Source organism: Pseudomonas sp. LBUM1655, from assembly GCF_059716085.1.
Genome location: NZ_CP166801.1, coordinates 6,149,144 through 6,164,732 on the forward strand (window position 1 = coordinate 6,149,144; position 15,589 = coordinate 6,164,732).

Below are 15,589 nucleotides of genomic sequence, written 5' to 3' on the forward strand. Positions count from 1 at the left end.
TTGTGGCCCTGGGGCCTATTCGAGTACCACTTCGAGATCGAGGTGGCACAGCCTGCGATAAATCTCTTCCTTGCGTTCACGCACTGCATGGTTCTGCGGCAACAACTCGCAGCAGCTATGCAGCAGGTGCAGCACTTCCAATGCAAGATCGGGCTCCCAGGCGTGCAGGCCTGAGTCCTGTAATGTCTGATCGAGTGTTTCGAGCTGGTTCTTGGCCAGTTCGTATTTCTTGGCCATGAAACACAGGCGGGCGAGCGCGAACTGCCAGAAAAAGCGCTCGCGTCCACCGTGGGCCGACTGCAGCCCTTGCTTGAGGATCTGCACGGCAGGCTTGAGGCCTTCCTTGCGCAGCAGTGGCAGCACCTCTTCGAGGGCTTTTTCCCAGGCTGGCTGCGTCTGAACGTCTTCGGTTTCGACCTTGCGCGGCGCGCTGGCGCTTTGCAGGTGCGGCATGACATTGCCGGCGATCCACGCCCGGGTGGACGGATCGGCAAACGGCGCGCCGTCATGGAAACGACATTCGATGATGCCGGGCAGGCGCTGAACCAAAAGCGCGAAGTGGATTTCCACTTCGCGCATTGCCAACTCGGCGTTGAGGTTCTGGAGACACTCCCAGACCATTCGCTGGCCATCGAACCAGAACGGCGCCTTCGCCAGGCTCGCCTCCAGTTCCACCAGCAGATCCGCGTATTTGCCCTGATCGAAGCGATCCTGATATTGCTTGAGCTTGTCGACCGGCAGACCGCGCAGCACGGTGATCTGCTCGGCGTTGCGTTCGGGTACCGCGTCGATGGTCATCCACAGCAGCGTGCGATTCAGGCGCAGGGCGCGCAGGTCGGTGGCTTTCTGCTTGAGCCACCAGGCGCACAGCGGCCGCGCGCTTTCCTGCTGGGCGCGCAGTGCCTTGTGGGCGTCTTTTTCGTTGTCGATCGGTGCGCCGGGGGTGAGCAACTGGCTCGCGGCCTGCTTGACCTGCGCCACCGCCGCGCCCACTACCCCGGGTGCCGGCTGGTTGTCGGAAGCGCGCTGGATCATGGTTTTCAGGCGACGGGAGAGCGGCAGCAGCAGCGGCGCGTCATCACCCAGATGTTCGGTGCAGGCAGCGTCGAGGCCAGCCAGATGCTCGGAGAGCTGCCGGAACATCGGCAACTGCTCTTTGATCGCAATGTTTTCGGTGATGACCTGCTCAAGACGCGGCACCAGCCAGCCAATGGCGGCAGCACGGGTGCGGGGTTTGAGCGGGTGAACGTCGGCCCAGTTGTTTTCCGACAGATGGTGCAGCAATCCGAGACCGGCCAGCAGCCCGGGGAAGGATTCACGCTGGTACAGCGACCAGGTCAGCCAGGCGCCGACACGCAAATCCTTGGATTGGGTACGCAGGAGGTTTTCGCTGTTTTCGCGAATTTTCAGCCAGTCGATCTGCCCGCTTTCGTGCATCGACGAGGCTTTGGCCAGCTCGCTTTCCAGCGCCTCGAATTCGCTCGAAAAACGAACGTCTTCGCCCGCAAAATTCTCTTTGGAAACAGAGACTTTAGCGAGTTCGAGGTAATGGGCGGAAAGTTTGCTTGAGTAGGACATCCATGGCCTTTGATTTGGATAACGTCATGCGCCTATTGGAAGTACAGCGGCGCGGGACAGTATCGAAGAGCGGTGAAGCGGCTCATCCAATTGAGTTGTGCTCTTACAAGTGGGCGCATCGTAATCACTATGATGGCCACTAGCAAGCATCTGGTTAAACAACAAGACGAAGTGTTCTTTATTTGTTGTAGGAGGTTTCCCTATATTCAGTCAGGGAATCCCCGATACCTTCTTTATATCCACGCACGCGTGGAGACAACCTGAAAACCCCGATTTAGAGCGCTCGTTCCAATTCCCGCTCACCACGCGGAAAAGCGCCTGAGTGGAACGGCGCAGAGCATGACAAGTTTTGAAAAATCTGGCTGTAGGATGATTCCGAAAGATTTCGGTATTGTTTCAACAAAACGCAGATGGACAACAGGCACTTAAAAAAGTGCCATCACTATGATGGCTTTATATATAGAGCATCCCGTCATTATTTAGGCGAGTCGATAGCTATCAAATGCAACGAATACCCAATGCGTATTAACACCTGGACAAAAACCGTATCTCCGGATAACTCAACATCCATAAAAAATGGGCACCCGACCGCAATCGGTATGCCCATTTTTTCATTGCGCTTCTCCCCGTTATTCAGGGAGTTCGCCGCAATTACGGATTAACGCTGTCTTTCAACGATTTGCCTGGCTTGAACGCAACGGTGTTGCTGGCCTTGATTTTCACCGGTTCACCGGTTTGCGGGTTTTTGCCGGTGCGGGCGCCGCGGTGGCGTTGCAGGAAGGTGCCGAAGCCCACCAGCGTGACGCTGTCCTTGCGGTGCAGAGCGCCGGTGATTTCTTCGAGAACGGCGTTGAGCACGCGGTTGGCCTGTTCTTTGGTCAGATCTGCTTTTTCAGCGATTGCAGCGGCGAGTTCTGGTTTACGCATTAGTGAAGCCCCTTTGACGGTTTTTTGTTGTTATGTCCGTGCTGTTCTCGTTGGAACAGCGCCCAAGGCGCCGCAGGCTCTACTCTGCGGCAGACGGGAGTGAGGATGGCACGCGGATACCGGCGGCGCCAGTCTCCCCGCGACCTTTGTAGGGGCAAAAGCGGGGTGATTCCGACAGAACGACCGGTATTTACGCCAGCAGGGCAGGAAGCTGTTTGTTCAGGGCGAGTTTTTCCATGACGGCCGCGCCAGTCAGGGCATATCCGAGCAACTGACCATCGGTGCCATGACACAGCGCCTTGATGTCGGCGCCCTGCCCTTCGACTGTCCAGAGACCTTCGCTGCCCCGTGGCGGTGGCGAAACCACCAGCGGGCACACCGGGGTTTTCACAGTGATCGGCATCGGGCCGTAGCTCACCGCTGCCGGGTTCCCCGCCAACGTTTGGGCAAGCGCTCGCGCACAGCTCATCAGGGGCATCACGTACAGCAAATTCAGCCCGTCGACCTCGGCGCAATCGCCCAGGGCGTAGATGTTGGCGTGTGAGGTCTTCAAATGCCGGTCGACCACGACGCCGCGATTGACCTGCACGCCGGCAGCCGCCGCCAGATCGATGCGAGGGCGCAGGCCGATGGCCGAGACCACCACGTCGCAGGGAATGACCTGACCGTCGGACAAATGCGCTTCCAGGCCGTCGGCGACCTTGTGCAGACGGGTCAGCACCGGGCCGAGGTGGAATTTTGCGCCAAGGCTTTCCAGCCCGGACTGCACCGCTGCTGCGGCCGCTGGATGCAGCAACATCGGCATGACCTGCTCGCACGGCGCGACCAGTTGCACTTCGTAGCCACCGAGGATCAAGTCGTTGGCGAATTCACAACCAATTAGCCCGGCGCCGAGCAGCAGCACACGACGCTTGCCGGCCGCTGCGATGCGAAAGCGTGCGTAGTCTTCAAGATCGTTGATCGGGAACACCCGATCCGCGCCATCGCCTTCAATCGGCACACGCACGGTTTCCGCGCCCCAGGCGAGGATCAGGTCGCGGTAGTACACCGCTTCTTCGCCGATCCACAGGCGCTTGTGGCCAGCATCGATGCCGCTGATGCGCGTATGGGTGCGCACTTCGGCCTTCAACTGCTCGGCCATGGCGCCCGGTTCGGCCATGCTCAGGCCATCGGCGTCCTTGTTCTTGCCGAAACCGGTGGAAAGCATTGGTTTGGAGTAAGAGCGGCCGTCATCGGCGGTAATCAGCAGCAGCGGGGTTTCGCTATCGAGCTTGCGAAACTCCCGGGCCAGGTTATAGCCCGCAAGCCCGGTGCCGATGATTACGACAGGTGCGTTCATGCCTTACTCCTTGGGTTTGCTCAGTTGATTTCGATCATTTCGAAGTCCATCTTGCCGACGCCGCAGTCCGGGCACAGCCAGTCTTCCGGCACGTCCTGCCACAGGGTGCCCGGTGCGATGCCGTCATCCGGCCAGCCGTCGGCTTCGTTATAGATCAGGCCGCAGACGATGCATTGCCACTTTTTCATTCAGGTACTTCCTCAGGTTTCAGGCTTTTGTCGGCGCGAACGGTCGATGGGTGGTGCTCTGCCATCCGGCTCAGCGCGTTTTGTACTGATGGTGCCGGGCAGATGCAAGCCTGTTCGGCGCAACGGCTTCCCGGATCAATCAATCTCGCGGCCTGCCATGGTAAGCTCGCCGCCTCATTTGCGGCCAATAATGACTCATTGTGCAACATTCAAATGCCTGCCCGGCCCCGCTCTGGCTGACTCAAAGTCGACTGACGCCTCTCCCCGATTCGTCGACCCTCGACTGGTTGTTCGACGAAGGTTCCCTGACTCGCCGCCTGACTCGTCTATCCAACGATGGCTTCAGCGTCACGCCGCTGTTCGAAGGCTGGGACACTTTGCGCCCGGACGAATGCGCCGCGCTGGATCTGGCCGAAGGCAGTGAAGGCTGGGTGCGTGAGGTGTATTTGCGTGGCCATGGCGAGGCCTGGGTGTTCGCCCGCAGCGTGGCCTCGCGCAGCGCCTTGCAGGGCGACGGTTTGCACATGGATGAGTTGGGTAGCCGGTCGCTGGGTGAACTGCTGTTTTGCGATCATGCCTTCCAGCGCCGCGCCATCGAAGTCTGTCGCTACCCCGAAGTCTGGCTGCCGCAAACCTCTCGCGCCCCTGAGCTGTGGGGCCGTCGTTCGCGTTTCGACCGAGGCGCACTGAGCGTACTGGTCGCCGAAATCTTCCTGCCGAGCCTGTGGCACGCCGCCCGCGCCCATCCGGAGAACTGCTGATGTACCAGAGCCTGCTCAAGTCCCTGAACCGCTTGAACCCGCGCGCCTGGGACTTCATTCAGTTGACCCGCATGGACAAGCCGATCGGCATTTACCTGCTGCTATGGCCGACCTTGTGGGCCTTGTGGATTGCTGGCAAAGGTTCGCCGTCGCTGGCCAACGTCGTGATTTTTGTCCTCGGCGTGGTGTTGACCCGCGCCGGTGGCTGCGTGATCAACGACTGGGCCGACCGCAAGGTCGACGGCCACGTCAAACGCACCGCGCAACGGCCGCTGGCCAGCGGCAAGATCAGCTCGAAAGAGGCGCTGGTATTCTTTGCGATTCTGATGGGCGTGAGTTTCCTGCTGGTGCTGTGCACCAACGCGCCGACGATCTGGCTGTCGTTGGGCGGCCTTGCGCTGGCGTTCACCTATCCGTTCATGAAGCGCTACACCTATTACCCGCAAGTGGTGCTGGGCGCGGCGTTTTCCTGGGGCATGCCGATGGCGTTCACCGCCGAGACCGGCGAAGTGCCCGCCGCTGCGTGGTTGCTGTGGATCGCCAACCTGCTGTGGACGGTGGGTTACGACACCTATTACGCGATGACCGATCGGGATGACGATTTGAAGATCGGCGTGAAATCCACGGCGATTCTGTTTGGCGAGGCGGATCGGGTGATCATTTTGACCTTACAGGCGCTGTCGCTGGGCTGTCTGTTGCTGGCGGGGTCGAAGTTCGAACTGGGGATCTGGTTCCATCTCGGTCTGCTGGTGGCCGCCGGATGTTACGCGTGGGAGTTCTGGTACACCCGAAGCAACGACCGGATGCGTTGCTTCCAGGCGTTTTTGCACAACCACTGGGCCGGGTTGGCGATTTTTGTGGGGATTGTGCTGGATTACGCGTTGCGCTAATCCGCAAAACTTGTGGGAGCGAGCCGGCTCGCTCCCACAGGGAATTGCGCTTACTTGGCCTTGACGACTTTCCAGGCACCATCCATTTTGCCGTCACCGGTCTTGTCACCAGCCGCCTTATCCATCACAAAGGTGTACAGCGGCATGTCTTTATAGGCCCACTGCATTGAGCCGTCTTCGCGTTTGATGACAGTCCAGTCACCCATCGAATTGTCGCCCGCCGCAGCCGTCAATGGCGGCCAATTGGTTGCGCATTTGTCGTTACACACCGATTTGCCGGCGGAGTCCTTGTTGAAGGTGTACAGGGTCATGCCTTTGTGATCGACCATCATGCCGTCTTTCATCATGGCGGGTTCTGCTGCCATCGCCAGTACGGGCAGTGTCAGGGCGGCGGCAAGCAGCAAACCTTTGAAGCAAGCAGTCATCTGAGTCATGGAAACCTTCTTTTGCGGTTGTCAGGATTCGGACTTAAAGCTTAGTTCAGGATCCCTCCCACCGCCGGGCGACTAAAATACTGTCACACGACTGCAATAATTCCGTTATCTAATGCGGCGCAAGACAGTTAAATGACAAGAGGATTAAGGCATGGTTGGCAGGAGCATTCTGATCGTCGACGACGAAGCGCCCATTCGCGAAATGATCGCCGTTGCGTTGGAGATGGCCGGCTATGACTGCCTCGAGGCGGAGAACTCGCAGCAGGCGCACGCCATCATCGTCGACCGCAAACCGGACCTGATCCTGCTCGACTGGATGCTGCCCGGCACCTCCGGCATCGAGCTGGCCCGCCGCTTGAAGCGTGATGAGCTGACCGGAGACATCCCGATCATCATGCTCACCGCCAAGGGCGAAGAGGACAACAAGATCCAGGGCCTGGAAGTCGGCGCCGACGACTACATCACCAAACCGTTTTCCCCGCGTGAACTGGTTGCACGCCTCAAAGCCGTGCTGCGCCGCGCCGGTCCGACCGATGGCGAAGCGCCGATCGAAGTCGGTGGCCTGCTGCTCGACCCGATCAGCCACCGCGTGACCATCGACGGCAAGCCTGCCGAAATGGGCCCGACCGAATACCGTCTGCTGCAATTCTTCATGACCCACCAGGAACGCGCCTACACCCGTGGCCAGTTGCTGGATCAGGTCTGGGGTGGCAACGTCTACGTTGAAGAGCGCACCGTCGACGTGCACATCCGACGCCTGCGCAAGGCTCTCGGCGACGCCTACGAAAATCTGGTACAAACCGTGCGCGGCACTGGCTACCGGTTTTCCACCAAGGCCTGACCCGACCGCCAGACTCGCTGACAAGGACTGTAATTTCCGTGAATCAAAACTGGCATGGCACCCTGATTCGCCACATGCTGCTGCTGGTCACCGCCTGTCTGGTGATCGGCCTGATCACCGGCTATTACGGCTGGAGCCTCGCGGCGGGCCTGGGTATTTACCTGGCCTGGACGCTCAAGCAATTGCTGCGTCTGCACGAATGGTTGCGCCTACACCAACCCGATGAAGCTCCGCCCGATGGCTATGGCCTGTGGGGCGAAGTGTTCGACAGCATCTATCACCTGCAACGCCGCGACCAACGGGTGCGCGGGCGCCTGCAAGCGGTGATCGACCGGGTGCAGGAATCCACCGCAGCGCTGAAAGACGCGGTGATCATGCTCGACAGCGACGGCAATCTGGAATGGTGGAACCGCGCCGCCGAAACCCTGCTCGGCCTCAAGACCCCGCAAGACAGCGGCCAACCGGTGACCAACCTGGTACGGCATCCGCGCTTCAAGGAATACTTCGAACAGGACAGCTACGCCGAGCCGCTGGAAATCCCCTCGCCAACCAACGATCGCGTGCGCATTCAGCTGTACCTGACCCGCTACGGCAACAATGAACACTTGATGCTGGTGCGCGACGTCACCCGCATTCATCAGTTGGAACAGATGCGCAAAGACTTCATCGCCAACGTCTCCCACGAACTGCGCACGCCGCTGACGGTGATCTGCGGCTATCTGGAAACCCTGCTCGACAACGTTGAGGAAGTGAACCCACGCTGGAGCCGCGCCTTGCAGCAGATGCAGCAACAGGGCGGACGCATGCAGACGCTGCTCAATGACTTGCTGCTGCTGGCTAAGCTGGAAGCCACCGATTATCCGTCCGACAACCAACCGATACAGATCGACACGCTGTTGCAATCGATCACGAGCGACGCGCAGCAATTGTCCGGGTCGAAAAACCAACGCATCACTCTTGAAGCCGACGCCAGCCTGTTGCTCAAGGGCAGCGAGGCGGAACTGCGCAGTGCGTTCTCCAATCTGGTGTTCAATGCGGTGAAGTACACCCCGGCCGAGGGCAATATCCGCATTCGCTGGTGGGGTGACGCACATGGCGCGCACCTGAGCGTGCAGGACTCGGGGATCGGCATCGACAGCAAACACCTGCCGCGTCTGACCGAACGCTTCTACCGCGTCGACTCCAGCCGCAACTCCAACACCGGAGGCACCGGCCTAGGCCTGGCCATCGTCAAACACGTCTTGTTGCGCCACCGCGCACGCATGGAAATCAGCAGCGTGCCCGGTCATGGCAGCACGTTCACCTGCCATTTCGCCCAGGCTCAGGTGGCTCAGGCACGGGCGATCAGCGCCGCCGAGTGATACCGGCCGGCACGCGCCACTAGGCAATCGCCCAGTCAGCCGCTACATTGGCGGACTTGCGCCTGCCTTTCAGGCGCGACTTCTTCTCTCTTACGAATCACACGGAACCCGCAAAACTCCATCATGGACCCTTCCCCTGGCTTGTCCCTCGCTACAATTTTCGCCGATTTCGGCATGATCCTTTTTGCTCTGATCCTGGTTTTGCTCAACGGCTTTTTCGTTGCGGCGGAATTCGCCATGGTCAAACTGCGCTCGACCCGGGTCGAGGCCATCGCTGAACAGAACGGCTGGCGCGGACACATCCTGCGCACCGTCCACAGTCAGCTCGATGCGTACCTCTCGGCGTGCCAGCTCGGTATCACCCTCGCCTCTCTTGGCCTGGGCTGGGTCGGTGAACCGGCGTTTGCGCACATTCTCGAGCCATTGCTTGAAAGCGTTGGCGTGCAGTCGCCCGAAGTGATCAAAGGCGTGTCGTTCTTCGCTGCGTTCTTCGTGATTTCGTACCTGCACATCGTCGTCGGCGAGCTGGCACCCAAGTCATGGGCGATCCGCAAACCCGAGTTGCTGTCGCTGTGGACGGCGGTGCCGCTGTACCTGTTCTATTGGGCGATGTACCCGGCGATTTATCTGCTCAACGCCAGCGCCAACGCCATTTTGCGTATCGCAGGCCAGGGTGAACCCGGCCCGCACCACGAACACCATTACAGCCGCGAAGAACTGAAACTGATCCTGCACTCCAGCCGTGGCCAGGACCCGAGCGACCAAGGCATGCGTGTACTGGCCTCGGCGGTGGAAATGGGTGAACTGGAAGTGGTCGACTGGGCCAACTCCCGGGAAGACCTGATCACTCTGGAATTCAACGCCCCGCTGAAAGAAATCCTGGCGATGTTCCGTCGCCACAAGTTCAGCCGTTATCCGGTGTACGACAGCGAACGTCAGGAGTTCGTCGGCCTGCTGCACATCAAGGATCTGCTGCTGGAACTGGCGGCGCTGGATCACATTCCCGAGTCGTTCAACCTGGCTGAACTGACCCGTCCGCTGGAGCGCGTGTCGCGGCACATGCCGCTGTCGCAGTTGCTGGAGCAGTTCCGCAAGGGCGGTTCGCACTTCGCCGTGGTCGAGGAGGCTGACGGCAACATCATCGGCTACCTGACCATGGAAGACGTGCTGGAAGTGCTGGTCGGCGACATTCAGGACGAACACCGCAAGGCTGAACGCGGGATCCTCGCCTATCAACCGGGCAAGCTACTGGTGCGTGGCGACACGCCGTTGTTCAAGGTTGAACGCCTGCTGGGTATCGACCTTGACCACATCGAAGCCGAAACCCTCGCCGGGCTGGTCTACGAAACCCTGAAACGGGTGCCGGAAGAGGAAGAAGTGCTGGAAGTCGAAGGCCTGCGGATCATCATCAAGAAGATGAAAGGGCCGAAGATTGTGCTGGCCAAGGTGTTGATGCTGGATTGATGGGTGTTTTGGGGGACGCTTCTGTGGTGAGGGGATTTATCCCCGATGGGTCGCGGAGCGGCCCTGTAATCTGCAATCGCGTAACTCCTGACTCAATGCCTTCAATGATTTTGGGACGGCTGCGCCGTCCATCGGGGATAAATCCCCTCACCACAAAAGCCCCTCCACAGCGGCCCCCTAACGGTTCTACTGCTTGCCCAACGCAAAGTTGGGCAACGCCCCCAGCGGCTGGTTGAACTGATACGGGATGGACACCAACCCCAACCCGGTATTGCGCTGCACCACAAAGTGCAGGTGCGGGCCGCTGCTGTTGCCGGTGTTGCCCGACAGCGCCAACGGGCTGCCCACCACCACCCGCTGCCCTTCGCGCACGCTTACAGACCCTTGCTTGAGATGCAGGTACACGCCCATCGTGCCGTCATCGTGCAGCACCCGCACGAAGTTGCCGGAAGGGTCGGTGCCGCGTCCGCTCTGCGAATTCTCGGTTTTCACCACAACCCCTGCCCGCGCGGCAATGATCGGCGTGCCGACCGGCATGGCGATGTCCATCGCATATTTGTTCTTCGGCCCGTAATGGCTGTATTGGCCCTCGGCGCCCTGACTCAAGCGGAACGGCCCGCCACGCCATGGCAGTGGATAGCGATAGCCCTGAGCCGTTCCGGCAGGGTCACCCAGGGCGTAATGAAACTGCGGCGTATACACCAGCGGTTTGCCGCCGGTAATCGCCTTCAGCAACGCTAACCGCGTATTGCTGCGTGCCGGCAACACCCGGCGGATGGTTTGAGCCGGTGCGCCACGTACATTGCTCATCTCGGTAAACGCCAGTGCCACCTCAACCGGCGCATACAGATCGTTGCGCACGAACACCACGTCGACGCCCTTCTGCTTTTTGATGTCGAGATAGACCTGCCGCTCGAGGCGTTCGACCATCCGATCCTGAAAGACGAACACCTGCGAGCCTTTGCTCGGACGGTCGCTGTACGAGACCACGCCGTTGGCATCGGTGGATTTGTAAATGGTCATGGCCACAGTCGAGGTGGAGGCCATGAAAAGACCACAGAAAAACAGCAGGCGCGCGAGCATGGCAAAGGTTCTGTCGAAGTAAGGCCTGGGAAAGAGCCTAGCAGGTGAAGCAGACCAGGCTAGTCGACAGATGTTTCAAATGATCGTCCCCACGCTCTGCAAGGGAACGATCAGCGTAAAGCTTTGATCAAGCGCCGGGAACGAAGTGCTTCTGCGCCGTGCCGCGGGCGATCAGGCGGGAGATGTAGTCGAGCTTCTGTGCGTCCTGGTCGACGAAACGGAAGGTCAGTTGCAGCCAGTCGCTGTCGGCTTTCTGCTCAAAGGCGACGATGGCGTGCAGATAACCGTTGAGGCGGGCGATTTCGGCGTTGTCGCCCTGCTCCAGGTCGAGCACGGCGCTGTCGAGGATCTGCGGCAGGGTGTCGGTGCGTTTCACCACCAACAGCGCTTCCTTGATGCTCAGGGCCTTGATCACACACTGCTGATTGCCGCTTGGCAGGCGCAACTGGCCTTGACCACGACCACCTGCAGGCGCTGCCGAGGCAGTTGGCGCTTTGACTGGCGGGCTGTTGAGCAAGCCACGAGACGGCGCAGCGGCTGGTGTCGGCGCGACAACAGCAGGCTTGGCGAACGGGTTGACCGCAGCGGCCGCCGGAGCACCACCGACCACGGCAGGCTTGCCGCCGGTCAGCGCGCTCAGGGAGTCATTGCCGAATGCCGAGTTCATCTTGGTCGGTGCGCTGTTCATCAAGGTGTCGAGCTTGCCGACCTTGTTCAGCGCCTGCTTGACCTTGGTCAGCAGTTGCTCGTTGGTGAACGGTTTGCTGACGTAGCCGGAAACGCCGGCCTGAATCGCCTGCACCACGTTTTCCTTATCGCCACGGCTGGTGACCATCACGAATGGCATGGTCTTGAGATTGTCTTGCTCGCGGCACCAGGTCAGCAGTTCGAGGCCGGACATTTCCGGCATTTCCCAGTCGCACAGAACCAGGTCGAACGCTTCCTTGGCCAGCATGGCCTGAGCCTTTTTACCGTTGACGGCGTCCTCGGTGCGGATCCCCGGGAAGTAATTACGCAGGCACTTTTTCACCAGGTCACGAATGAACGAAGCATCGTCCACGACCAACACACTGATCTTGCTCATCCAACACCCCTATAAAAATCCCGGCAAGCATACCGCTTTGCTGATGGCACATTGCCAACAATCTTCAGTCACGCCGGGACTTTTCGTTCGCGGGTGCTGCTTTTTAATTCGAAAGCCCCTAACAAAAACGCCCGGCCAAAGGGCCGGGCGCTTTTCTCAGGCAATCTTACTTATCGTCAGCATCGCCCGGAACATTAGCGGTTTCGCCGCTTGTGCCTTCAACTTCTTCCTTCATGCGCTTGAGGCCCATGTGGCGAACGTCAGTGCCGCGCACCAGATAGATCACCAGTTCCGAGATATTGCGCGCGTGGTCGCCGATGCGCTCCAGCGAACGCAGCACCCAGATAATGCTCAAGACCCGGGAGATAGAGCGCGGGTCTTCCATCATGTAGGTGGCCAGCTCACGCAGGGCGGTCTTGTATTCGCGGTCGATGATCTTGTCGTACTGCGCCACCGACAAGGCCAGATCGGCGTCGAAACGGGCAAACGCGTCCAGCGCATCGCGAACCATGTTGCGCACCTGGTCGCCGATGTGGCGAACCTCGACGTAACCGCGCGGCGCTTCGCCTTCTTCACACAACTGAATGGCACGACGGGCGATCTTGGTCGCTTCGTCGCCGATGCGCTCAAGGTCGATCACCGACTTGGAGATGCTGATGATCAGCCGCAGGTCAGACGCCGCCGGCTGACGACGGGCCAGAATGCGCAGGCATTCTTCGTCGATGTTGCGTTCCATCTGATTGATCTGGTCGTCGATCTCGCGCACCTGCTGAGCCAGACCGGAGTCGGCTTCGATCAGAGCGGTCACCGCGTCGTTGACCTGCTTCTCCACCAGCCCGCCCATGGCCAGGAGGTGGCTGCGCACTTCCTCAAGCTCGGCGTTGAACTGCGCGGAGATGTGGTGGGTAAGGCCTTCTTTACTAATCATGTTGGCGTCCTTGGAGCGTCCGGTAAGGTGCGGTGGGCCGCAGCATCAAATTCTGTGAATAACCCGCAACTGTTAGCCATAGCGACCAGTGATGTAGTCTTCGGTCTGCTTCTTCGCCGGATTGGTGAACAGGGTATCGGTGTCGCCGAATTCCACCAGTTTGCCCATATACATGAACGCCGTGTAGTCGGACACCCGCGCCGCCTGCTGCATGTTGTGGGTCACGATAACGATGGTGAACTTGGATTTCAGCTCGTAGATCAGCTCTTCAACCTTCAGGGTCGAGATCGGGTCGAGGGCCGAGCACGGTTCGTCGAGCAGCAGCACTTCCGGCTCAACCGCGATGGTGCGGGCGATCACCAGACGCTGCTGCTGACCACCGGACAGACCGAGTGCGGACTCGTGCAGACGGTCTTTGACTTCGTCCCACAGTGCCGCGCCTTTCAACGCCCACTCAACGGCTTCGTCGAGGATGCGCTTTTTGTTGATGCCCTGAATGCGCAGACCGTAAACCACGTTTTCGTAGATGGTTTTCGGGAACGGGTTGGGCTTCTGGAACACCATGCCGACGCGACGACGCAGTTCAGCAACGTCTTCGCCTTTGCGATAGATGTTGTTGCCGTACAGGTTGATCGCGCCTTCGACGCGGCAGCCGTCAACCAGATCGTTCATACGGTTGAAGGTACGCAGCAGTGTGGACTTGCCGCAGCCGGACGGGCCGATGAAGGCAGTCACGCGCTGTTTCGGGATGTTCAGGCTGACGTCGTACAGCGCTTGTTTATCGCCGTAAAACAGGTTCAGGCCCGGGACTTCAATGGCCACGGTTTCCTGTTCAAGATTCAGGCTCTGCTTGTCGCGGCCCAAGGCAGACATGTTGATGCCGTGGCTATGTGTTTCGTGCTGCATGGGAGGCTCCCTGTGCTAACAAATTCGGTTCGGTTTTTTGTAGGAGTGAGCCTGCTCGCGATTCAGGCGCTGCGGTTTGTCTATTAAACCGCGGTGTTGCCATCGCGAGCAGGCTCACTCCTACATAAGAAATCAGCTATCCAGCGCTTTGTACTTCTCGCGCAGATGGTTACGGATATAAACGGCCGACAGGTTCAGTGTCGCAATCACCAGCACCAGCAACAGCGCCGTGGCGTACACCAGCGGGCGTGCGGCTTCGACGTTCGGGCTCTGGAACCCGACGTCATAAATGTGGAAGCCCAAGTGCATGATCTTCTGGTCCAGGTGCAGGTACGGATAGTTGCCATCCACCGGCAGCGACGGCGCCAGTTTCACCACACCTACCAGCATCAGCGGCGCCACTTCACCGGCGGCACGGGCCACGGCGAGGATCATGCCGGTCATCATGGCCGGGCTGGCCATCGGGATCACAATCTTCCACAAGGTTTCAGCCTTGGTCGCGCCGAGGGCCAACGAGCCTTCACGCACGGTGCGAGGAATCCGCGCCAAGCCTTCTTCGGTGGCCACGATCACCACGGGCACCGCCAGCAACGCCAGGGTCAACGAAGCCCAGAGCAGGCCCGGCGTACCGAAGGTCGGTGCCGGCAGTGCTTCGGGGAAGAACAAGCGGTCGACCGAACCACCCAACACGTACACAAAGAAGCCCAGACCGAACACGCCGTAAACGATCGCCGGAACGCCCGCCAGGTTGTTCACCGCGATACGGATGATCCGCGTCAGGGTGTTCTGCTTGGCGTATTCACGCAGGTACACCGCCGCCAGTACGCCGAACGGGGTAACGATCATCGCCATGATGAGGGTCATCATCACGGTGCCGAAAATCGCCGGGAAGATCCCGCCTTCGGTGTTGGCTTCACGCGGATCGTCGGAGAGGAATTCCCAGATCTTGCTGAAGTAGAAACCGACCTTGGTGAAGGTGCTCATGGCGTTCGGCTGGTAAGCGTGAACCACTTTGCCCAGACCGATTTCGATCTCTTTACCGTTGGCATCGCGAGCCGTCAGCGCATCGCGGTTGAACTGCGCATGCAGATCGGCCAGACGCGCTTCGATGTCCTGATAACGGGCATTGAGCTCGGCACGCTCGGACTCCATGTCCGCTTGCGCGGTGGCGTCGAGTTTGCCTTCCAGTTCCAGTTTGCGACTGTGCAGACGGATGCGTTCCAGCCCTGCGTTGATCGCGCCGATATCGACTTTTTCCAGCGACTTGAGCTGCGCGGCGAGGCCGTTCACACGGTTGATCCGCGCTTGCAGCTCTGGCCATGCGGCTTCGCCTTCGGCGATGACCTTGCCGTCCTGTTTGACGTTGACCAGGTAGCCGTAGAAGTTGCCCCACTCGCGACGCTCCAGCGCCATCAGCTCTGGCGGCGTCTTCTGGTTGGTCAGCCACTCGCCGACGATCCAGGTGAAGTCGTTGCCGTTCAGGTCACGGTTGCCGACCTTGATCAGCTCCCGGGTCATGAATTCCGGGCCTTCGTCCGGCACTGGCAAACCAGCGCTTTTCAGGCGGGCACGGGGCACTTCTTCCTTCTGTACCACTTCGCCGACCACGAGGTGCTGGGCCTGGCCCGGTACGTCGTAGCTGGCGTGGATCAGATCCGCCGGCCAAAAGTGACCCAGACCGCGCACGGCAATCACCGCCAGCAGGCCAATGGTCATGATGACCGCGATGGACACCGCGCCACCGCTGATCCAGACGCCCGGGGCGCCGCTCTTGAACCATCCTTTCAGGGAGTTCTGTTTCACAG

General features: G+C 59.8%; 15 protein-coding genes. 5 read left to right on the forward strand and 10 right to left on the reverse strand.

The window, feature by feature from the left end; translation table 11 throughout:
* Nucleotides 1–15 precede the first annotated feature (15 nt).
* The 4 genes from tssA to ACA074_RS27805 all read right to left on the reverse strand — a co-directional run bounded on the left by tssA (nt 16) and on the right by ACA074_RS27805 (nt 4,032).
* Nucleotides 16–1,578 carry a type VI secretion system protein TssA gene (gene tssA / locus ACA074_RS27790; protein WP_187677144.1) on the reverse strand — a complete coding sequence of 521 codons (1,563 nt, stop codon included), beginning with the start codon at nt 1,576–1,578 and terminating at the stop codon, nt 16–18.
* 651 nt (nt 1,579–2,229) lie between these two features.
* Nucleotides 2,230–2,505, reverse strand: a complete 276-nt coding sequence (locus ACA074_RS27795; RefSeq protein ID WP_003213368.1) for an HU family DNA-binding protein — start codon at nt 2,503–2,505, stop codon at nt 2,230–2,232.
* Between the two features lie 190 nt (nt 2,506–2,695).
* The gene (locus ACA074_RS27800) at nt 2,696–3,844 is read right to left on the reverse strand and encodes an NAD(P)/FAD-dependent oxidoreductase (protein WP_497678157.1); all 1,149 of its coding nucleotides are present in this window, start codon (nt 3,842–3,844) and stop codon (nt 2,696–2,698) included.
* 20 nt (nt 3,845–3,864) lie between these two features.
* Nucleotides 3,865–4,032 (reverse strand): rubredoxin, encoded by a 168-nt coding sequence (locus ACA074_RS27805; protein ID WP_003437744.1) that lies wholly within the window; start codon nt 4,030–4,032, stop codon nt 3,865–3,867.
* 200 nt (nt 4,033–4,232) lie between these two features.
* Between ACA074_RS27805 and ACA074_RS27810 the strand changes: the two genes are divergently transcribed.
* Both ACA074_RS27810 and ubiA read left to right on the forward strand, forming a co-directional pair.
* Complete coding sequence (locus tag ACA074_RS27810; protein ID WP_497678158.1) at nt 4,233–4,793, forward strand: chorismate--pyruvate lyase family protein; 561 nt, start codon at nt 4,233–4,235, stop codon at nt 4,791–4,793.
* Nucleotides 4,793–5,683 carry a 4-hydroxybenzoate octaprenyltransferase gene (gene ubiA / locus ACA074_RS27815; protein WP_497678159.1) on the forward strand — a complete coding sequence of 297 codons (891 nt, stop codon included), beginning with the start codon at nt 4,793–4,795 and terminating at the stop codon, nt 5,681–5,683. Before ACA074_RS27810 ends, ubiA begins: the two co-directional genes overlap by 1 nt.
* A 50-nt stretch (nt 5,684–5,733) precedes the next feature.
* On the opposite strand, the gene ACA074_RS27820 is transcribed toward ubiA, so the two are convergent.
* Nucleotides 5,734–6,117: a COG4315 family predicted lipoprotein gene (locus ACA074_RS27820; protein ID WP_497678160.1), complete on the reverse strand. Its 384-nt coding sequence runs from the start codon at nt 6,115–6,117 to the stop codon at nt 5,734–5,736.
* A gap of 151 nt (nt 6,118–6,268) precedes the next feature.
* On the opposite strand from ACA074_RS27820, the gene phoB reads away from it, so the two are divergent.
* From phoB to ACA074_RS27835, 3 genes are all read left to right on the forward strand, one after another.
* Entirely contained in the window at nt 6,269–6,958 is a 690-nt protein-coding gene (gene phoB / locus ACA074_RS27825) for a phosphate regulon transcriptional regulator PhoB (RefSeq protein WP_007896474.1), read from the forward strand.
* Between the two features lie 74 nt (nt 6,959–7,032).
* Nucleotides 7,033–8,319: a phosphate regulon sensor histidine kinase PhoR gene (gene phoR / locus ACA074_RS27830; RefSeq protein ID WP_497679354.1), complete on the forward strand. Its 1,287-nt coding sequence runs from the start codon at nt 7,033–7,035 to the stop codon at nt 8,317–8,319.
* A 123-nt stretch (nt 8,320–8,442) separates the two neighbouring features.
* Nucleotides 8,443–9,783, forward strand: coding sequence for a hemolysin family protein (locus ACA074_RS27835; protein ID WP_116028549.1), 1,341 nt, complete (start codon nt 8,443–8,445; stop codon nt 9,781–9,783).
* A gap of 186 nt (nt 9,784–9,969) precedes the next feature.
* Here ACA074_RS27835 and ACA074_RS27840 read toward each other — a convergent pair whose 3' ends face one another.
* From ACA074_RS27840 to pstA, 5 genes are all read right to left on the reverse strand, one after another.
* Nucleotides 9,970–10,866 carry a peptidoglycan DD-metalloendopeptidase family protein gene (locus ACA074_RS27840; RefSeq protein ID WP_187677151.1) on the reverse strand — a complete coding sequence of 299 codons (897 nt, stop codon included), beginning with the start codon at nt 10,864–10,866 and terminating at the stop codon, nt 9,970–9,972.
* 127 nt (nt 10,867–10,993) lie between these two features.
* Nucleotides 10,994–11,950, reverse strand: a complete 957-nt coding sequence (locus tag ACA074_RS27845) for a response regulator (RefSeq protein ID WP_187677152.1) — start codon at nt 11,948–11,950, stop codon at nt 10,994–10,996.
* A 166-nt stretch (nt 11,951–12,116) separates the two neighbouring features.
* Nucleotides 12,117–12,878, reverse strand: a complete 762-nt coding sequence (gene phoU, locus ACA074_RS27850; protein WP_007954334.1) for a phosphate signaling complex protein PhoU — start codon at nt 12,876–12,878, stop codon at nt 12,117–12,119.
* Nucleotides 12,879–12,950: 72 nt separating this feature from the next.
* A complete protein-coding gene (gene pstB, locus ACA074_RS27855) occupies nt 12,951–13,784 on the reverse strand; it encodes a phosphate ABC transporter ATP-binding protein PstB (RefSeq protein ID WP_187677153.1) in 834 nt (277 codons plus the stop codon).
* A gap of 132 nt (nt 13,785–13,916) precedes the next feature.
* A complete protein-coding gene (gene pstA, locus ACA074_RS27860; protein WP_497678161.1) occupies nt 13,917–15,587 on the reverse strand; it encodes a phosphate ABC transporter permease PstA in 1,671 nt (556 codons plus the stop codon).
* Nucleotides 15,588–15,589 lie beyond the last annotated feature (2 nt).